At 43.2% G+C, this 20432-nt stretch carries 18 protein-coding genes and 2 pseudogenes; 4 read left to right on the forward strand and 16 right to left on the reverse strand.

The window, feature by feature from the left end; translation table 11 throughout:
* Positions 1-580: 580 nt before the first annotated feature.
* The 8 genes and pseudogenes from clpB to pstS form a co-directional block, all read right to left on the reverse strand.
* Positions 581-3250 carry an ATP-dependent chaperone ClpB gene (gene clpB, locus HEQ19_22970; GenBank protein WYM01945.1) on the reverse strand — a complete coding sequence of 890 codons (2670 nt, stop codon included), beginning with the start codon at positions 3248-3250 and terminating at the stop codon, positions 581-583.
* A 142-nt stretch (positions 3251-3392) separates the two neighbouring features.
* Positions 3393-3728, reverse strand: a complete 336-nt coding sequence (locus tag HEQ19_22975) for a hypothetical protein (protein WZI66990.1) — start codon at positions 3726-3728, stop codon at positions 3393-3395.
* Positions 3729-3737: 9 nt separating this feature from the next.
* Positions 3738-3854, reverse strand: a pseudogene (locus HEQ19_31280) (hypothetical protein).
* Between the two features lie 60 nt (positions 3855-3914).
* The gene (gloA, locus tag HEQ19_22980) at positions 3915-4307 is read right to left on the reverse strand and encodes a lactoylglutathione lyase (protein WYM01946.1); all 393 of its coding nucleotides are present in this window, start codon (positions 4305-4307) and stop codon (positions 3915-3917) included.
* A gap of 233 nt (positions 4308-4540) precedes the next feature.
* Positions 4541-5347 (reverse strand): phosphate ABC transporter ATP-binding protein PstB, encoded by an 807-nt coding sequence (gene pstB, locus HEQ19_22985; protein ID WYM01947.1) that lies wholly within the window; start codon positions 5345-5347, stop codon positions 4541-4543.
* Positions 5348-5402: 55 nt separating this feature from the next.
* Positions 5403-6284, reverse strand: coding sequence for a phosphate ABC transporter permease PstA (pstA, locus tag HEQ19_22990; protein ID WYM01948.1), 882 nt, complete (start codon positions 6282-6284; stop codon positions 5403-5405).
* A gap of 20 nt (positions 6285-6304) precedes the next feature.
* A complete protein-coding gene (gene pstC, locus HEQ19_22995; protein ID WYM01949.1) occupies positions 6305-7255 on the reverse strand; it encodes a phosphate ABC transporter permease subunit PstC in 951 nt (316 codons plus the stop codon).
* Between the two features lie 96 nt (positions 7256-7351).
* The gene (gene pstS / locus HEQ19_23000; GenBank protein ID WYM01950.1) at positions 7352-8527 is read right to left on the reverse strand and encodes a phosphate ABC transporter substrate-binding protein PstS; all 1176 of its coding nucleotides are present in this window, start codon (positions 8525-8527) and stop codon (positions 7352-7354) included.
* Between the two features lie 244 nt (positions 8528-8771).
* Here pstS and HEQ19_23005 point away from each other — a divergent pair, with 244 nt between their 5' ends.
* Both HEQ19_23005 and lspA read left to right on the forward strand, forming a co-directional pair.
* Positions 8772-9359 carry a biotin transporter BioY gene (locus HEQ19_23005; protein ID WYM01951.1) on the forward strand — a complete coding sequence of 196 codons (588 nt, stop codon included), beginning with the start codon at positions 8772-8774 and terminating at the stop codon, positions 9357-9359.
* A 122-nt stretch (positions 9360-9481) separates the two neighbouring features.
* Entirely contained in the window at positions 9482-9958 is a 477-nt protein-coding gene (gene lspA / locus HEQ19_23010; GenBank protein ID WYM01952.1) for a signal peptidase II, read from the forward strand.
* A 73-nt stretch (positions 9959-10031) separates the two neighbouring features.
* Here lspA and HEQ19_23015 read toward each other — a convergent pair whose 3' ends face one another.
* Positions 10032-10679 (reverse strand): hypothetical protein, encoded by a 648-nt coding sequence (locus tag HEQ19_23015; protein WZI66991.1) that lies wholly within the window; start codon positions 10677-10679, stop codon positions 10032-10034.
* A gap of 437 nt (positions 10680-11116) precedes the next feature.
* On the opposite strand from HEQ19_23015, the gene HEQ19_23020 reads away from it, so the two are divergent.
* Positions 11117-13387, forward strand: coding sequence for a transglycosylase domain-containing protein (locus HEQ19_23020; GenBank protein ID WYM01953.1), 2271 nt, complete (start codon positions 11117-11119; stop codon positions 13385-13387).
* 102 nt (positions 13388-13489) lie between these two features.
* Here HEQ19_23020 and HEQ19_23025 read toward each other — a convergent pair whose 3' ends face one another.
* The 7 genes and pseudogenes from HEQ19_23025 to HEQ19_23055 form a co-directional block, all read right to left on the reverse strand.
* The gene (locus tag HEQ19_23025; GenBank protein WYM01954.1) at positions 13490-14350 is read right to left on the reverse strand and encodes a DUF4231 domain-containing protein; all 861 of its coding nucleotides are present in this window, start codon (positions 14348-14350) and stop codon (positions 13490-13492) included.
* Between the two features lie 157 nt (positions 14351-14507).
* Positions 14508-14690, reverse strand: a complete 183-nt coding sequence (locus tag HEQ19_23030) for a hypothetical protein (protein ID WYL98128.1) — start codon at positions 14688-14690, stop codon at positions 14508-14510.
* Positions 14665-16143, reverse strand: a complete 1479-nt coding sequence (locus HEQ19_23035; protein WYM03556.2) for a transposase — start codon at positions 16141-16143, stop codon at positions 14665-14667. Before HEQ19_23035 ends, HEQ19_23030 begins: the two co-directional genes overlap by 26 nt.
* A gap of 202 nt (positions 16144-16345) precedes the next feature.
* On the reverse strand, positions 16346-17422 hold the full coding sequence (gene hrcA, locus HEQ19_23040) for a heat-inducible transcriptional repressor HrcA (GenBank protein ID WYM01955.1): 1077 nt from the start codon (positions 17420-17422) through the stop codon (positions 16346-16348).
* 506 nt (positions 17423-17928) lie between these two features.
* Positions 17929-18051: pseudogene (locus HEQ19_23045) on the reverse strand (zinc ribbon domain-containing protein).
* Between the two features lie 66 nt (positions 18052-18117).
* Complete coding sequence (locus tag HEQ19_23050; GenBank protein WYM01956.1) at positions 18118-18477, reverse strand: rhodanese-like domain-containing protein; 360 nt, start codon at positions 18475-18477, stop codon at positions 18118-18120.
* A gap of 89 nt (positions 18478-18566) precedes the next feature.
* Positions 18567-18731: a hypothetical protein gene (locus HEQ19_23055; protein WYM01957.1), complete on the reverse strand. Its 165-nt coding sequence runs from the start codon at positions 18729-18731 to the stop codon at positions 18567-18569.
* Between the two features lie 23 nt (positions 18732-18754).
* On the opposite strand from HEQ19_23055, the gene HEQ19_23060 reads away from it, so the two are divergent.
* Positions 18755-20413, forward strand: a complete 1659-nt coding sequence (locus tag HEQ19_23060) for a DUF3352 domain-containing protein (protein WYM01958.1) — start codon at positions 18755-18757, stop codon at positions 20411-20413.
* The last annotated feature ends 19 nt before the right edge of the window (positions 20414-20432 follow it).

Consider the following 20432-nt stretch of genomic DNA (forward strand, 5'->3'; position numbering starts at 1 on the left):
GACGTTACATGTAACGTCTCTACATTGCGGGTATTATGGGTAAGCTCCCGGACATGATATCAGGACTTTATTATTGACTACGAACTTACCCACCCAGCAAAGTTCAATGGAAGGATTTGCGATTTTTATCTGGGAAAAGTGATTTACAAAAAAATATGACAAACGGCTTTAATCCTATTGGACTGTCACAGCATCAAATAGGACGAAAGCACAATATTATTTTATACACTTAAATCGATATTGGCGACATCTGCAACCTACTACGTACCAATAAGGCGTAGGGTGCGTTAGAAAACCAAACAACTCGGATTTAGCCAGGGGAACTCCACCCCCAACCCCCTAAGCGCAAGCGAGGAGGGGGCTATAATACAATACAGTTCAGTTAGACTCCAATGCTATACAGTGTACGGGCACGGCATCCAAAATCTTTTCTTCTAATGACAATTTTATTCGTGCCGTGCCCCTACGACCATTTTCCTTAACTGAACTGTATTGGGCTATGATATACCTCATGTGATCACAAGAAGCTATAAGTTTGACGCACCCTACAGATGGGAGATTTTTTTTAATTGGAAATCCCTTAACTGTTAATCGTTCCCTCCAACAATTTGACCGCAGTTGGAGATACAGCAACCTTCACCGCCGGTTTTTTACTAAAAGACAGACCATTTTCACTCTGATCAATGAAAATTGTGTCTCCAGATATGAAGGTATTCTCCAATAACTTGGTAGCGATGGGGTTTTCGATTTCTCGCTGAATTGCTCGTTTCAGGGGACGGGCGCCATAAACTGGATCATAGCCGGTTTCGACAAGGTAATCACAGGCGGCGGCGGATATATCGAAGGAGATTTTTTGCTCTTTGAGGAGATTTTCCACCCTTTTTAGCTGAATGCGGATGATATCGCGCATTTCTGAGCGATTGAGGGTGTGGAAGATAATGATATCATCGACGCGGTTGAGAAATTCGGGGCGGAAGTGCGATCGCAAGGCTTCGGTGACTCGTTTCTGCATCATTTCATACTTGGAGTCATCACCTGATAAATCTAAGATGTGTTCGCTACCGATGTTGCTAGTCATGACAATAACGGTGTTCCGAAAATCTACTGTTCTCCCCTGGGAATCAGTAATTCTACCGTCATCTAGCACCTGTAATAAAATATTAAACACATCTGGATGTGCCTTTTCCACTTCATCCAACAGTACCACCGAGTAGGGACGGCGGCGAATAGCTTCGGAAAGTTGACCACCTTCCTCATAGCCGACATATCCGGGAGGCGCACCCACAAGGCGAGACACGGAGTGTTTTTCCATGTACTCGGACATATCGAGGCGAACTAAAGCGTCATCGGAATCAAAGAGAAACTGCGCTAATGCACGAGCGAGTTCGGTTTTACCTACTCCTGTCGGTCCCATGAACAAAAATGAACCAATGGGACGACTGGGGTCTTTCATTCCCGCACGGGCGCGACGAATTGCGGCTGCTACTGCGGCTACGGCTTCCTGTTGTCCAATGACTCGTTGATGCAAATGGCTTTCGAGTTGGAGTAATTTTTGCCTTTCCGATTCTAACAGGCGATTTACGGGAATTCCAGTCCATTTGGCGACGATTTCAGCAATATCGGCTTCGGTGACTTGTTCCCGTAGCAGGGTTGTACCTGTGTTTTGAATTTCTAAGAGTTTCGCTTCTGTGGCTTCGCGATCGCGCTGCACTCCTTCCAGTTTACCATACTTAAGTTGGGCAGCTTTGTTGAGGTCATAGGCGCGTTCTGCTTGCTCAATTTGTACTCTCAAAGCATCTTCTTCTTTTTTCAAAGCGCTAATTGCTTCTAATACCTGCTTTTCACCTTGCCATTGTTCATTAAATACATGCTGTTTTTCGGTCAAATTGGCAATTTCTTGCTCAATTCGCTGCAAACGCTCTTTAGTTTGCGCTGTACCTTTTTCTTCTCCCGCCAATGACAGCTTTTCCATTTCTAGCTGCATCAGGCGGCGATCAATAGTTTCTAATTCTGCAGGTTTGGAGGTAATCTCCATTTTTAACTGTGCCGCAGCCTCATCCACTAAGTCAATGGCTTTATCAGGCAAGAACCGGTCAGAAATGTAACGTGCTGACAGGGTGGCTGCTGCTACCAAGGCTGAATCAGAAATTTTGACGTTGTGGTGGACTTCATAACGTTCTTTCAACCCGCGCAGGATGGAAATTGTATTTTCGACGCTGGGCTGATCTACAAATACTTGCTGAAAGCGGCGTTCTAAGGCCGCGTCTTTTTCAATGTGTTTGCGGAACTCATCCAAGGTAGTAGCGCCAATACAGCGCAGTTCTCCCCGCGCCAGCATTGGTTTGAGCAAATTCCCCGCATCCATAGCCCCTTGTTGATTGGAACCGGTTCCCACAACGGTATGCAGTTCGTCAATAAACAAGACAATTTGACCGTTAGATTCGGTGACTTCCCGCAGGACTGCTTTGAGACGGTCTTCAAATTCGCCTCGATATTTAGCCCCAGCAATCAAACTACCGATATCTAATGAAATCAATTGCCTGTTTTTGAGAGATTCGGGAACGTCGCCGTTAACCATTCGTTGTGCCAAAGCCTCAGCGATCGCAGTCTTACCCACCCCAGGCTCACCAATCAAAACCGGATTATTTTTACTCCGGCGTGACAATACCTGGATTACCCGCCGAATTTCGTCATCACGCCCAATTACGGGGTCTAGCTTACCAGATTTTGCTTGTTCTGTCAAGTCTCTGCCAAATTTTTGGAGAGCTTCATAGCGAGACTCTGGGGTTTGATCTGTCACTTTTTGGCTACCACGAACAGTTTTGATACTAGCCTCCAACTTAGGAGCGTCCGCATTAAAGCCTTTGAGTATCCGCCTTCCGATGCGTTCATCCTCAGCAAAAGCTAAGAGTATGTGTTCTACCGAGATAAAAGCATCCTTCATCTTGGTTCTAATTTCTTCAGCACGGTCAAGCATTACGTCTAAACTACGACCGAGGTAAAGTTGGTCACTTTTACCAACCTTAGGCTGACGTTGGGTGTAGGCTTCTAATTGCTGTTGTAAGCGGATGGGATCTACCTCACAACGAGCTAGAATCTTGATGGCCAGACTAGTTGGGTCTTCTAACAGAGCAATCATTAAATGTTCCACATCTAATTGCTGCTGTTGATAACCACGGACTATATCCTGAGATTTGACAATTGCTTCCCAGGCTTTATCAGTAAATTTATTCGGATCTGTAGGCTGCATCTTTAGAATTTTGGCTTTTGGGTTTTAGTTTTTGGATTTTAGTGTAAAATTGCGGATTCGGGAAGGATAAAAGATAGAGATATCTGTATGCTATAGTTCCAAATCACATAGTCAAACATAGTCAGACTTATGCAATTTAGCTTTAAGCGACTCTACTTTCAGCATGGACACGCTTAAATAGTGGAGTTATCCGCCTTGGATGTACTACCAGACACCCCCTATCCCTTAGAATAGACTGGAGACAGTCAAATCCTTCAGGATTACTTTTTCTGCCGATGTTGTACCCTGCGTTCACGTCGGCATGAATCTTCAAACCATTTTTACTGATATACCACGCTCTTTCAACACGTCTTCCATTGAAGACGTACCTCACGAAGTTGTTAGGTTTGTAAATTGGGATATTGTCCCAATCAATAAAAGAAGCCAAACTCGTGTAAGATTCTTCTCCAACCTTAACGGTAATACCGACTCGCTCCAATTTGTAAGTCAGGATCTCGATAAATTTAGCATGTGGTATTTGAGTAAAGCTTTGGTTTGTACGTTTACCTAAATTAAGACGTGTTTTCCATTGTTCATTTTTCCCTATGTCTTGCTTCCCAAAAATCTAAAATCCAAAACTTGTACTGAGCGAAGTCGAAGTATCCAAAATCTAAAATTCGGAGGGTCAACCGTCAACCTTCACTTGAATCAGTTCTACTTTATACCCATCTGGATCTTCAATAAAAGCAATGACTGTAGAACCATGTTTCATTGGACCTGGTTCTCGCGTTACTTTAGCGCCATGATTTTTGATTTGTTCACATGTGGCGTAAATATCATCGACGCCAAGAGCAATGTGACCATACCCAGTACCTAATTCGTATTTTTCTACTCCCCAGTTGTAAGTGAGTTCTATGACTGCATTCTCGCTTTCGTCACCGTACCCGACAAAAGCCAGCGTAAATTCTCCCCCTGGATAATCTTTTCGGCGCAGTAATTTCATACCCAGGACTTGACAGTAAAACTTTAAGGACTCTTCCAGGTTCCCTACTCGTAGCATTGTGTGTAATACACGCATATTGATCTTTTGTCTTTGTTAAGTTTTGTATTCAATTCTATCAATATTTTAGTGAGGAAAAATGGTACATTACACTTCGTTAACGCACCCTAGTAGTCTGTCAATTTTGTTTTGAGGGATTTTTGGTAGTGTGAGCGTCTCGCTCACGCGGGCAAGATGCCCGCACTACAGTCCATCATTTTTATCTTGACAGAGTACTAGGAATATTGGATAATTTATTTTTTGGTATTGCCTTAACCAAATCTACCACTAATGTAATCTCTAGTATCTTGCTGCTGAGGAGAGTTAAAAATTACTTCTGTCGCGTCATACTCAACTAAATAGCCGCTACGACTACCGCCTTCTGACCTCTGGACGTTAAAGAATGCCGTCATATCCGATACCCGTGTAGCTTGTTGCATGTTGTGGGTAACGATGACGATGGTATATTGCTCTTTAAGTTGTTGAATTAGTTCTTCCACCCGTAGAGTCGAGATGGGGTCAAGGGCAGAGCAAGGTTCATCCATCAGTATAACTTCTGGTTGGACGGCGATCGCCCGCGCAATACATAACCGTTGTTGTTGTCCACCAGATAAAGATAAACCACTTTCTCGCAGTTTGTCTTTAACTTCATCCCACAAAGCAGCTTGGCGCAAACTCCGTTCTACCAATTCATCCATATCACCTGTGTAGCCATTGATTTTGGCGCCAAAAGTAATATTGTCATAAATTGATTTCGGAAATGGGTTTGGTCGTTGAAACACCATCCCAATTCGACGACGCACTTCTACAGGGTCAACTTCCGGTGCATACAAGTTTCTATCGTAAAAATAAACCTCACCTTCTGCCCGAAATGATTCTATCAAATCGTTGAGACGGTTATAGCAGCGCAGTAATGTACTTTTACCACAGCCAGAAGGACCGATAAAAGCTGTAACGCGATTTTTGGGAATATTTAGCCAAACGTCCCGCACAGCTAAAAAGTTACCGTAGTAAATGTTGAGCTTTTCTGTACGTAAAACGGTTTCCGTGTCATTCGCGGTGCTAATGTTAGTAGCCATAAACACTCTACTGTAAGTTATAGGGATAGTAATGCGCCCTGGAGATACTTTTTAACTAGGCCTTTTGACGAGTTGCCCAGCGAGTGATAATACTGGTAATCAGCACCATTAGTACCAAAATCAGTGACGCTGCCCAAGCTAGGGACTGTAAATTTTTATAGGGACTAATCGCGAACCTATAAACCAAAACAGCCAGAGACGCGGTGGGTTTGAATAAGCTATCAGTCCAGAACTGGGAGAATAAAGCCGTAAATAGTAAAGGTGCGGTTTCGCCTGCAGCCCGTGCGATTGCTAAGGTAGATCCTGTGACAATTGCTGGTAGCGCTGCTGGTAACACTACTTGGCTGACAGTTTGAAAGTTAGTTGCGCCTAACCCGACAGATGCTTGTCGCAAATCTTGGGATACTAACTGCAAGGCTTCGTCAGTCGTGCGGACGATAATTGGTAACATCAAAATTGCTAATGCAAAACCCCCACCTATCGCTGAGTATGAGCCTAAGTTGTATTTTGTCAAGGTCAAAACCACAATTCCATAGGCAAATACCCCAGCAATAATTGAGGGAACTCCACTGAGGATGTTAGTTGCCAAACGTACTCCTCTAGCTATTTGAGCAGAACTAAATTCTGTTAAATAGATTGCTGCCAAAACACCGAATGGGACGCTAATTAACGCCCCAATGCCTACCATCAACAGTGTACCTAAAATGGCGTTACCAAAACCGCCTCCCTTTCTTAGGGGTGCTGGTGGGAGTTGAGTAAAAATATCGAGACTCAGACTGCTAAAACCTTGGATGATAACGTAAGAAAGCACTGCTAGCAAAGGCACAAGCGCCAATACCCCACATGCAAAAGCGACACCTGTCATCACTGAATTAAACAGTGTCCGCTTAGACATGGGGGCGCGAGTCAAGCTGCTTTCGGGAAAATTAGAAATCATATAGCAATCCTATAACTATGCTAAATTCGCTTGACTCGCAGAACAATAAACTCTGCCAGTACATTGACTACAAGCGTCAAGAAAAATAGAACTAACGCCGCGTACATTAACGCCGCTACTTGCAAACCACTAGCCTCAGAGAATTGATTTGCCAGTAGAGAAGAAATTGTATTGGCTGGTGCTAGAAGTGATAAGCTAATGTTGTTGGAATTTCCAATCAACATTGTCACAGCCATTGTTTCGCCCATTGCCCGACCGAGTGCTAGCATTATCGCACTCACAATGCCAGAAAAGGCAGCTGGGATGATAACTTGAAAAATTGTCTCCCAGCGAGTTGCGCCCAGTCCTACAGCCGCTTGGCGTAAACTCGGTGGAACGGAAATCAACGCATCGCGGGATATAGCGGTAATAATAGGTAAAGTCATAATCCCTAAAATCATCCCCGCAGGTAACATTCCCGGTCCTGTAGGAGGAGTGTTAAAAAATGGTAAGAAGCCCAAGGACTCATTAAGCCATTTACCGACACTAGTTGTAATTGGCACTAAAATAAAAATGCCCCATATCCCGTAGACCACACTGGGAATGGCAGCCAAAAGTTCTACCAAAAATACCAATACCAACCGCATTTTTACTGGGAGAAAATCCTCGCTCAATAAAACAGCCGTACCAACCCCAATGGGTACAGATATCAGCAGCCCAATCAAAGCACTAACTAGAGTGCCATAAACTTGAGGCAGCACGCCGTACTCATTTTTAACAGGGTTCCAGCTGCTTTTAACTAAAAAGCCCAGACCAAACTCTTGGATAGCTGGCCAAGCACCAATCGTCACCTGTAACGTAATCCATAATAAGATGCCAGCTACAGAGAGCGCGAAAATCCGAGTCAGCCAAATAAAGCTCCGATCCAGCGATTTGTCTAGTTCAGAGCGCTGTTTAATCTCTGATGACAGATTCTGTGAATTTGTAGTCATGACTACGGAATTTAATGATTAAATTAGATAAAATTTGTGAGGGAACCAGATTAGTCATTAGTCCAAACATTCACTGTGGACTGTTGACTATTCCTGCTATTTGCTAGCGCTAGTACCGCCGCCTACAGCAATTTTATAGTCTGGAGTGATTTGATCGGCAGCAGCGGCTACCTTGGCAATTACCTTTTCAGGTAAAGGAACATACCCTAGTTCTTTGGCCAGCTTCTGACCATCAGTTAAAGCGTATTCGATCATAGCTTCCATAGCCTTGGCTTTGGCTGCATCAGGATATTTCTTATACGCCATAATCCAAGTATAGGTAACGATGGGATAGGAATCTGCACCTTCTGGGTCTGTAATAAAGGCGCGGAGGTTTTCTGGTAGAGTTACTGCTGCTAAAGTTTTAGATGCCGACTCCTCGGTAGCAGCCACAATCTTACCGGCTTTGTTTTCTAAAGCAGCAAATTTGAGATTATTTTGTTTGGCGTAGCCGTATTCAGTGTAACCAATTGCGCCTTGAGTTTGTAGGATTTGGGCTGTTACACCTTCATTACCCTTGGCACCAACGCCTACAAGCCATTTGACACTTTTACCATCACCCACTTTATCTTTCCACTCTGGGCTGATAGCGCTGAGGTGTTTTGTGAACACACCGGTGGTACCGCTACCATCAGCACGATACACTACTGTAATCGGCAGTTTAGGCAGCTTGGCTCCTTCGTTAGCCTTAGCAATCAGGGGGTCATCCCAAGACTTGATTTTGCCTAGTAAAATATCAGTATAAACTGCTCTTGGTAGCTTGAGTTCAGGCACATCTGGCAAGTTGTAAGCTAGTACAATACTACCAGCAGTGACAGGTAGCAAAATTACGCCCTTATCAACCTTCTTGATTTCTTCATCCTTCATCGCCACATCGCTGGCACCAAAGTCTACAGTACCTTTGATAAATTGCTCAACACCAGCACCGCTACCAATTGATTGATAGTCAACTTGCAGGTTAGGATATTTTTTGTTCAAGTCAATGAACCAACTAGAATACAGTGGTGCCGGAAAAGATGCACCAGCACCCGTTAAGCTGATGTTACCACCAAGATCCAATTTTTTGCCTGGGTTGGTGGCAGTGGTATCTGTTGCACCACCAGGAGTTTCTTTAGCGGTAGGATTGTCTGTGGTTTGCTGTCCGCCGCAAGCAGTTAGGCTCAATATCAGTGTTAATGTGGATATTGATGCTGTGAATTTGTTTTTTTTTATATAAATCAGACTTGATAGCATCGCTGTCAATTCTTTGATAAATTTGCAGGTGAGCGCTTCTAAGATACCGCTAAAACGTTAACAACAAGGTTAATAAAAGGTTAACAAGCTGAGAGGAATGATTTTTCTTGGTAAACAGGTGTGAAAAGCTCCAAACCAAAAAGGTGAAAGAAAATATGCTACTTCTGAAGGTGTGAGTAGAACTTTAATGCCTATACTGGTGGCTATTGCTCTGATCTTTTGCCTTTCCCCTTTTTCATTATAAATGTTTGCCGCTTCCAATCAATTATTATGGTCGATGATAGGCTTACTCCTGACAATGGGTGGCACCTTCCTAGAAGCTCATGGTATCACCTTACCTTGGAGTTGGAGCCAGCACGGAATTCAGACTTTTTCTTTAGGTGTCAGCTATCAAATTGGCGCGGTGCTGCTGGTGGGTTGTTTAGGCGGTAAAAATGCTGGCGCCCTCTCGCAAATTGCCTATTTAGTTATGGGGTTAACTTTATTACCAGTATTTTCTGAAGGTGGCGGTATCGGTTATGTCAAGCTATCTCAGTTTGGCTATCTGCTGGGCTTTATTCCTGGGGCTTGGATTTGTGGCTATTTAGCCTTTGAAGCTAGACCCCGGCTAGAAACTCTGACTTTTAGTTGCCTGTGTGGCTTGTTAACTGTCCACATCTGCGGTATTAGTTATTTGATTATGAGCTATTTTTTCCAGTGGCAAGGTACAGAAAGTCTAGGCTTGATCTCCGCAATCCTCAAATATTCGTGGTTTGCACTACCAGGGCAACTAGCTGTCATCTGCGCCATTTCTGTAATAGCTTATATCTTACGTCACTTAATGTTTTATTAGTTATGAGGGGACTAGGAGCTAGAGACTAGGGGCGAGAAATTTAAAATTAAAAATTCCTCCAATTCCCAAATCCTACTTCTTAATCTCTAGTCCCCAGATCCTAGTCCCTAGTCCCTAGTTCCATGCGTTTAAAAAATCGCTTCTTCTGGATTGCTGCTTTGATAGCTTTTTTCTTGGACCAGCTGACAAAATACTGGGTGGTACAATCCTTTAAATTGGGACAAACAATACCACTATTACCAGGGATATTTCACCTGACCTATGTCACCAATACAGGTGCAGCTTTTAGCCTGCTAAGTGGAAAAGTCGAGTGGTTGCGTTGGCTATCTTTGGGAGTAAGTTTGGTATTGATCGGCGTGGCTTTGTTGGGTCCTGTGTTAAGTCTTTGGGATCAACTGGGCTATGGCTTGATTTTAGGTGGAGCTATGGGTAATGGGATTGATCGCTTTGTTTTAGGCTATGTTGTCGATTTTCTCGATTTTCGCCTAATTAACTTTGCTGTATTTAATGTGGCAGATTCATTTATTAGTATCGGCATTGTTTGTCTGCTGATAGCCTCCTTCCAAAAAACACCAACTACTCATCGTCGGTCACGATAAGATTATCCCCGACTTGCCTGGAATGGCCGTCGGGGATACAATTGTTTACTTATGGAAATCCAGGGTAGGAAATTTACTTGGTAGTACCAGGTTCGGTAGTGCTACCTGGAGCGGTGAGGTCAGGAAGCTTACCACCAGGTTCAGTACTGCTATTTGGGGTGCTGGACTTAGGTGTAGTCGTGCTTTCTGGGGCTGGAATTGGGTTGCTGGGTGTGCCAGAGTCAGGTACAGTCATGTTACCTGGGGCTGGAATTGGGTTGCTGGGTGTGCCAGACTCAGGTACAGTCATGTTACCTGGGGCTGGAATTGGGTTGCTGGGTGTGCCAGAGTCAGGTACAATCATGCTACCTGGCGTGGTGGAGTCAGGAAGTTTTGTCCCTGGTTCGCTAGTGCTACCTGGCGTTTGACGCTCAATTGTGGTTCCTGGTACAGTCGTGCTGTTAGGAGTAGTGCTGCCTTCAGCAGGCTTGGTTTCTGGAGTTGTACTGCGATCAAGATTACTAGGCGTGAGTGCTGTGCCACCAGGACAACGGGAATTCAGTGGGAAATACTCACACAGAATTTTCATCCCTTGCGGTGACATCTTGATTTCCGTTGGAGAACTAATCGATGTGTTATTGGATTCGGCGATGGGGGATTCACTTGATTGGGCAACAGCAACACCGCTAGTTAGTGCCAAAGTTAGTGCTGTACCAATCAGGCTCAGAGATTTTCCCTTCATTCTGAAATTAACCTCAACGGAATACTGGGCTAATTAAATCTCACAAAAAATTTTATAAAATCCTCCTAAAAGAGGATATATATCTTTGCTTAAAACTGTGTGGATATGTTAAGGCGGAAAAGGTTACAGACTTGATTTGTTGCTGATTGGTTTTTTAGAATACAAAAACAAGCCGATTAGCTTTCGTTCTCAGAACTAATAACACTAGATATAATCAAGATTATCGGCAAAAACTCAGAATTGTTGTCTATGTAAATAATTGCTCAAAATGAGCCACGTAAATCTGCTAGCTATTTATTGTCTTGGTGTAAGATTGAAGCGGAAATAATTCAGTACAGCTAATTTCTGCTTTGGCTTATGAGTAAAATGATGGAATAAGAAGATCACGATTGCGATTCGCCTGATTATTCACGAATAAAATATGATGTAAATAGCCGATGAATTCTCCCCAGCCCCCCCAAAAGCCACAAACGTTACTTGGTCAACTGACTCAGGCAGCACATACAATTCAAGCTAGGGTTGATTTTTCCAAACTGGCGCTCAAACGTAATGCCAAAGTACCGGAACTTTGGGTGCAGGATGCAGGGGTGGATAAGGCGGAGGTATATCCTCTGTTGGGCGATCGCTATATCCTCGGTCGTAGTTCTAAATCCTGTGATATAGTCATTCGTAACCCAGTAGTCAGCCAAATTCACCTGTCACTCTCGCGGGACTCTAGCCAACGCACGCCGGTTTTCGTCATTAAAGATGAAAACTCTACCAATGGTATTTATCGTGGTAAGCGTCGGATCACTTCCCTAGAATTACGTCACGGCGATGTCCTGACCCTCGGTCCACCAGAACTCCAGGCTTCTGTCCGCGTACAATACTTTGATCCACCGCCTTGGTATGTCAAAGCGGGAACTGTAGCCGCTTATGGTGTTGGTGGTGTCACCGGTTTGTTGTCCCTGGTAATTGGCGTGGAATGGCTGAAATTTTCCGTCACACCCCTACCCACAGCTACCCGCGCCCCAATTGTGGTTTACGCCCGTGATGGACAAACCCCCCTCCGTGAGCCAAGGACTACTGCTCACATAGACATGAAGCAATTGGCGGACTTTGGCCCTTATTTGCCCGCTGCTGTGGTAGCTTCAGAGGATAGCCGTTATTATTGGCACGTTGGGGTTGACCCACTGGGGATTTTGCGAGCTTTATTAATTAATAGCCGCAGCGGTGATGTGCAACAAGGTGCTAGTACTGTTACCCAGCAAGTCGCTCGGAGTTTGTTCCGTGATTATGTAGGTAGGCAAGACTCCCTAGCACGCAAATTAAAAGAGGCTGTTGTTGCTCTGAAATTAGAAACATTTTACAGCAAAGATGAAATTTTACTGACTTATTTAAATCGAGTTTTCCTGGGCGCCGATACCTCAGGCTTTGAAGATGCGTCTCGGTATTACTTTAATAAACCGGCGAAAGATTTAAGTTTAGCGGAAGCAGCAACCTTGGTGGGAATTTTACCAGGTCCCAACGCTTTCGATTTTTGTGGCGATGGTCCAAATAAACTCCAAGCAGCCGAATACCGCAATCGCGTGATTAAGCGAATGCTGGAAATGGGTAAAATCAAACCAGAAGAGGCGAATCGAGCCAGACGCTCGACAGTCAAAGTCAGCGCCAAAGTCTGCGAGCTGCAATCTAAAACAATTAGTCCTTATTTTTATAATTACGTCTTTCAAGAACTCGAATCAATCTTGGGGGAGGGAGCAGCCAAAGAAGGCAACTATATTATTGAAACCCAACTAGATCCCAAAATTCAAGCCCAAGCAGAAGCATCATTGCGGAATTCTGTCAATAGGGATGGCTCAAATTTTGGGTTTTCGCAAGGGGCCTTAGTCACCCTAGATTCCAGCACCGGTAGTATTCTGGCAATGGTGGGAGGCACAGATTACAAAAAAAGTCAATTTAATCGTGCCGTCCAAGCCAAAAGACAACCAGGTTCCACCTTCAAAATCTTTGCTTATACTGCCGCTATTTTGCAAGGGATTTCACCAGGTAAAAGTTATTCCTGTGATCCTTTAACTTGGCAAGGCTTTACCTACAAACCCTGTCGTTCTGGTTCTGGTATTAGTTTAGACATGGCTACAGGACTTGCCCTTTCAGAAAACCCGATTGCGCTCAGGATTGCTAGGGAAATCGGACTAGATAAAGTAGTGGCGATGGCACAGCGTTTGGGGGTAAAGTCATCCCTAGATCCAGTACCCGGATTAGTACTGGGTCAAAGCGTGGTTAATGTATTAGAAATGACAGGAGCTTTTGGTGCAATTGGCAATCGTGGTGTGTGGAATCCTCCCCATGCAATTAGCCGGATTTTAGACAGTGGTGATTGTCGCGATCTCAATGATTTTAAAACCTGTCGTGTCATCTATTCCTTCGACCAAGACCCAGACGCCAACAAACGAGTACTACCCAATGACGTAGCCCAAACCATGACTAGTTTGATGCGTGGGGTAATCTCCAGGGGAACTGGTCGCAGTGCGGCCATTGGATTGGGGGAAGCTGGTAAAACCGGGACAACAGATAAAAACGTTGACTTATGGTTTATTGGCTTTATACCCAGTCAGCGACTCGTCACCGGTATTTGGTTAGGAAATGATAACAACTCCCCCACATCTGGTAGCAGCGCTCAAGCGGCGGAGTTATGGGGAAATTATATGGGGAGAATTACAAAATAGCGCTTGAACTGTTAAAACTCCGAGTACTACGCAGAAATCATCAAAAGATTTCCAGTTATTACTACTTTTGGACACTGTTGATACAAATTAGCTAGATTGAGCTTATTCCGACTTTGACTCGCTAGCTGGCGCTGACTCTATTTTCTCTTGCTTCTTCTCCTCAGTTTGCTGCAATTGCTGGAGATGAATGTTATTTACTTGCACAACAAAGTATTCTATCGCTTGGCTGGACTTTTGTTGCTGCTGGATTTCGTCTGCTAAATCATAGCAACGATAAGGCGGAGTGATTCCCAAGATAAATTTCTCTTGTTCAGCTTCTAACAATTCAACAGCGGTGTTAGCAGCAACCCAATTCTTTTGAAAAGGAAAGGAGGTAACTATACTAGCAACGATAGAAGCAACAGCGGGACAGATTACAGGGAGCCATTTGAGCCATGCTTGTCCTGCTTCCAATTTGTCTACCAGGACTAAAACAGGTGTAACTCCTGATAAAATAACGGTGAGAAGTTGCAGAACATAGTAAAGAGTCCTGGATAAATTCCGAATGTTTTTGTAATCGTCAATCAAATCTTGACTATACTGTAAAGCCTTGCCTCTGGCTGGAGTTAGGGAAGTTTTTTCCAAAGCACTATTATTGCTCAATAGATAAGTATAGAGTTCAGCTTTATTGGCAAGTTGAGATTGGTTAGCAGCTTTCTTGGATTCTTGAAGCACTTCTCTGTTAATGAAGAACAACAAAATCGCCAAGGTCAGACCTGCTGCTCCAGCAATTACAGCTTGTGGATTATCTAAACAAAGAACAATCAAACAACCAGCACCCACAACAGCAGCCAGTAATACAGACTCAATTACCTTAAAGATCAACAAGTTTTTTTGTCCTGCAGAAGAGAATGAACTTCCTGCAGTGTAGGAAAATTCCTGTTGGCTTTGCTGGTTAAAATTTGTCAGATCAGAAGTGGTCATACTTAATTCTTTATCGGGTCAGAATTTAGTCAATTGTCAATAATACACTTGACTTGATTAATCATCGAGTATATGAGACAAAATATCAACTTGTCATTTTTATACCAACAATATTAAGTATTATTTAAGATTTGCTATTTTTAGCAAGCCTCAACCATCAACCGTCAACCGTCAACAACTTCAAATCTGCTTCCGCTGCTGGTAAAGGTGGACGCACAGACAAGTAAATTAACGGACCGAATAACGGAATCAAAGCTATGAACCAGAAAACCCGGTAATTTTGCCAACCGCGACGCGCCAGATCATCTCGTGAACTACCTACACCGATTTGGAGTACCAAATACGGTATAGGCTTCTGGTACATTTCGCAATGCTGCCAGAACTTCCTTAGAGGTACTATTAGTAGTAGAACCATCCACTACCGGATTCCCTTTACGGCGTTTTATCGTTGGGAACAGTCCCAGCCCAACGCGCTTTACGTTGATAGCGGCATTAATATCCCTATCAACCAAAAGCGATTCTTTTTCGTCCCAATAATTACGAATGTTGCAATCAGTGAAGATAAATTCATCACGATACGCAAGCAATTGAGATGTGTATGCAGGTTTGACTGCTATTGTCCTAGTTCCAGCTTTTCGGGCTATGTATTCTAGGATTGTGAAAAATTGTCCAAATGCAGCATCGTTCCAGGATTTATTTAATCCTGATTTAGCTGATTGACCGTTGGGTAAATATTTCCCATTTTCATCTTGTTTGGCTTTATTTTTCTTTGATAAAGCTCTTAAATTTAAATCTTCATATACAAAAACTTTCTTCCCAGTTTTGAGCAAGGTATGGGCAGTTTTAAAAGCATGGTCAATTCTAGCTCTGGCAATACGTTGATGTTCTTTTGCTTCTTTTTTAGCTAATTTACGGCGTGATTTACTGCCCTTTTTCTTGGTGGATTTACGTTTGGATATATCTGCTAGTCTCTTTTCGGACTTAGAGAAAGATTTTAGCGATGGTAGCTTGGTATTCTCTGAAGTTGCCAAATAATCATCTTCATGTAATACTGCATCCAATCCAAGACTGTTTTCCCAAGTTGGAGCAATTTCATCAGGTGTAAAGGTAGGAATATTTGGGTCTGACAAACAAATGGTTACGTACCACCCATCCGCCTTTTTTGTCAAAAGAGCATTTTTTAAAATAAATCCATTAGGTAATGGGCGATGTAAACGCACCTTTACCCAGCCTTTTAATTTTGAAAATGACAAAAATAGCCATTCTTGCTCAACACGTTCGACAGTAATAGCTTGACCTTCAATTTTTATTGTGCGATAACGCGCAGCATTTTTAAAACGAGGTTTGCCACTACGATTTCCTTTGTAATCACCTTCAATAAAGCGAGAAAAAGCCAAGTCTACACGCTTGGATACATCCTGTAATGTCTGAGATGGAACACTTGTAAAGTCTAGTAGTTCACCAGAATGACTTACCTTTATCAAGTCGGACTTAATAACAGGAAGTTGTTTTTTTTGTGAGTAATAGTCGGGGTTGTCTCGTAATTTTGGTATTGAACAAATTAACGGACAAAAATTAATTGCAGTCCGATTATACTGATACCAGTCGAACCTGTCTCCTAACTGCCTGTTGTACCAGTATCGACAAATTCTTAACCAATTGTTTAGCTGGATTTTTTGCTTGGTGTCTGGATAAGCGCGGTACTGATAGTTAAGCAGTATAAGGAAATCACCTACTTGATTGCATTTAGTGTTGACGTTTATTACTATAAAGTATCGAGAAGGAAAAGTCAACTATGTTGAATCCCAAGACAAGCCAAAATAAAACAAAAGATTATTAATTACTCAACTGCCCCAATTACCGAATCAGCCTATGGCTAATATTGGTAATTGGGGCGTTTCGTAATTAATCGCCTTATATCCCGACACCAAACTGAGTACAGTTATGGTGCCAGGCTAAGGCGCGAAAGCTAAGTAGGCACATGATTTTAATTAGTTAACTGAAGGCTTCCGACAGGTATTCAGCAGCAGCAGCGACAACGGCGATCGCATTTTCATAATCTAGGCGCGTAGGTCCCAAAACGCCCACGCTTCCTACTGGTACTTTACCTCGACGATAGGTAGAAGATATCAAAGTACAAGTGCGTATTGGTTCTAGGGGATTTTCTGCGCCAATGCGAACAGTTACCCGCGACTTACCTAAATCTTCAGGTTCGGAAGCCTCAAATATCAATCGCCACAGTTGGTCTTGTTCTTCTTCTAATAAGTGGATAATTGTTTGCACTTGCTGTAATTGGGAAAATTCTGGCTGGCGTAAAACTTCTCCCACACCCCGAACCATAATTTGTGTAGCAGCTGGTGCTAAAGTGCGACGGGTCAATTCGGCCAGGGAATTTTTCAAGAATTCGCCATAGCGTTGGAATTCCTGATCTAATTCAGTCCAGTCGAGAGTGGCTAATTCCAACAAACTTCGCCCCCGCAAATGGCTATTTAAAAAGTTAGAAACAATGTGCAATTCCCGATCTATGACTTCTGGATCGAATTTTGTTTCTGCTGATGATGACGCCAAATCTATCAATCGCGAATGTGTTTCATAACTTTCTGTCACCACAATCAGCATAATCTTTCCTGCTTCAATTTGCACCAATTGCAAATGTCGCAACATTACTTTACTGCTTTGCGGCATGGTAATCAAACCAATACAACCACTTAAATTAGCCAAAATTTGCGCCGCGCCTTGTAGTAGCGCTTCTAAACTCCAATCTTCCCAGTGGAGCCGATTTTGCAGTGCCAGTTCTACCTCTTTTGCTAAAATTTCTGAAGGTGTAATTAGCTGGTCAACATAAATGCGATAACCAGAGTCAGAAGGTACTCGTCCAGCAGAGGTGTGTGGTTGGTAAAGTAACCCAGATTTTTCTAAGACGTTCATCACATTGCGAATTGTTGCTGGGCTGACACCCAGGTCAAACTCTTCGATCAGTGCTTTTGAACCAACAGGCTCTGCTGTAGCAATATAGTGCCTTACAGTTGCCCAAAGTATATGCTGTTGTCGATTTGTCAACTGGACTTGCATAAGAAATCTGTTACTGAAGGCAAATTTTCACGAAACTTTGCAAATATTTTTTGGTTTTATCGCCAAAGGTAAAAATAATAATAGTTATTTAAGATAGCAAGTTATTTGATTTTATAGTAAAATTGACACTCCCCGCCCCCATAAATAGAATTTAGTGGCTTGCTCGGCGTGGATAACTTGGTCATCAAAGGCGGACATCAGGACAAATGAACAAGGCGCTAGGCAATAGGTAGGTAGTAGTGTTTTGTACTCAGTCTGAGATGGCTACTCTGTATTTAGGTTGAGCTATGCACCTTTTACCCGTATTTTCCCATATTATTATACATAAAATTGTTAGTTTAGATACTAATTTTTTTATGTTTTTCAGATATATTTTATCTGTTTAATTGACACTCCCCACGGCTAAAGCCGGGGGATTCCAGCGTCACTGACGTTCCTTGCTTTTACAGGTCTTCTCCCAAGGGGAGACGCCAAGGGCGATGCGACCAATAGAAGTAGAGGGAACATCACGAAAAAGCGTTACTTCCCGTCTGCTCGACGGTAGCGTTTGCACGACTTAAAATTACTTTGGCTGCATTCACATCTCGTTGGGATACATATCCACAATGTGGACAGGAATGGGTACGAGTGCTTAGGGATTTCTGAACTCTAGCACCACAATTACTACAGTCCTGGCTTGTGAAGAAGTATGGGAGCTAATATTGGGGAATGGTAGGGTCAACTAACCGGGAGTAGTTATCAATACCACCGGAAATATTTTTAACATTTGTAAATCCTTGAGCAAGTAACCATTGGCACATTTGGGCAGAGCGAATACCGTGGTGACAAAGTACAAGGGTTTCAGCATGGGGATTTAAGAGAGTAGGGACTTGATCGCCCCATTCGACAAATTCACTCAGGGGTAGATTAACAAAACCCTCAATACTAGCGATCGCCAATTCTTGGGGTTCGCGCACATCCACTAACTGAATACTAGAATCACCAGCAGACAAACGTTCTGCCAGATCCTCTACACTAATTTGAGTAATGGGTTGACTAAAAGATTTCCCTGTCATAAGTTTTTTGTAAACAATCCTATATTATTTATAACGGCTGTCATTTGTCATTTGTCATTTGTCATTTGTCATTTGTCATTTGTCATTTGTCAATCCCCATTTCCCATTTCCCAATCCCCAATCCCCAATCCCCAATCCCCAATCCCCAATCCCCATTTCCCAATCCCCAATCCCCAATCCCCAATCCCCATTTCCCAATCCCCAATCCCCAATCCCCAATCCCCAATCCCCAATCCCCAATCCCCAATCCCCATTTCCCAATTAAGACAGGTCTAATGTGAATAGCCAACGCTCATTATTTGGTTTTTTAGTTGCTGGTGCGATCGCACTGATAGTGATTGTTATTGCTGGCTTTTACTGGTTTTTTCCCAAAAGTCCGGTTAGCCTGATTGCTCCTACCTCCCAGCCTGGTGCTGCTATATTTGTATCGAAACTTGCTCCGGTGATGGTGTCATTGCTGGATAATCCAGACCGACTGCAGGCTTTGGAGCGTCAAGGAGAAGTTTCTCAACTCAAAACCAGTTTATTGGCTAATAGTGCCATAAATTACGAACAAGATATTAAACCCTGGTTAGGGAATGAAATTACATTGGCTGTCACCAGCTTAGACCTGGATCGCGACCCAGAGAATGGACAGCAGCCAGGGTATCTCATGGTACTAGCAACTAGACAACCAGAGAAAAGCCGCGAGTTTTTAGAATTGTTGTTTTCTAAGCGGGTATTAGCTGGAGGAAACTTAGCCACCGAAGAATATAATGGTGTGAAGCTGCTTTATGACAATCAGCCACCATTGCAGGACCTGCTAGCTGGTGCATTTGTTGGCAATGGTTTTGTATTGTTTGCTAATGATCCCAAAGTCCTGCGGGAAGCTATTAATAACGTCCAAGCTCCCGATGTAAATTTAAGCAGTTCTAGCGAATATCAAAAAACTATCCAACAATTACCCAAAGGTGCTTTGGCTACAGCCTTCCTGAATCTGCCAATTGTCGCCAAATGGCAAGGTTTAGAACTGAGGGAACCAACTTATACTAGCCAAATTATTTCTTTGGTATTGAATCCTCAAGGATTATTGGCAGAAACTAGCCTTCTGAGTGTAACAGAAATCGTACCCCCATCTGCGCCACTGGCTCAACCTGTAGGCGCATTGCAATATATTCCTGAATCTGCTGGCTTGGTAATTGCTGGCGCCAATTTGAGCAATTTGGGAGACAGCGATTTAGCCAAATTCACAAGACAAGCGACAACAACGCTATATGGTGCTGGGGAAGATATAACTTCTAAATTAGTCAAACCCTTAGCAGATCTGCAAAAACGCTGGGGTCTAAACTTGTCACAAGATATTTTCAGTTGGGTAGAAAGAGAATACGCCATAGCATTATTAGCCCAAAAGGAGCAAACAATAGCCAATTGGGTGTTTGTCGTCGAAAAATCCCCAGGATTATCAGAAGGTATTGCTCATTTAGATGCGATCGCCTCCGCCAATGGACTTAACACTAGTTCCCTCAGCCTCGATCAGCAAAAAATCTTCGCCTGGACAGAGTTAACACCTGCTACTCAACAAACCGACACCAAAGACAAACCATCCTTTAGTATCGAGGCGAAAGTACAGGCTGTACATACAACCCTGGGAAATTACGAAATTTTCGCTTCCAACTTGGAAACAATCAACGAAATCCTGATAGCTAAGGAAGATTCCCTGATTGAAAACCCCAATTTCCAAAATAATATCGCGGTCATTCCCCAACCCAACCAAGGTTATATATATCTGGACTGGACAAAAACTCAAAAACTTTTAGAGCGTCAACAACCGATACTCAAACTAGTAGAAATAGTAGGTAAACCATTATTCCACAACCTGCGATCGCTCACAGTTAGTAGTTACGGTAGCGATAGCGGATTCCTCAAAGGTGGTATCTTCTTCCAAATCCAGCCTTGAGGAGTTTGGAGTTAGGAGA

The sequence above is a fragment of the Gloeotrichia echinulata CP02 genome, assembly GCA_038087035.1.
In the GTDB taxonomy this organism is placed as follows: Bacteria; Cyanobacteriota; Cyanobacteriia; order Cyanobacteriales; family Nostocaceae; genus Gloeotrichia; species Gloeotrichia echinulata.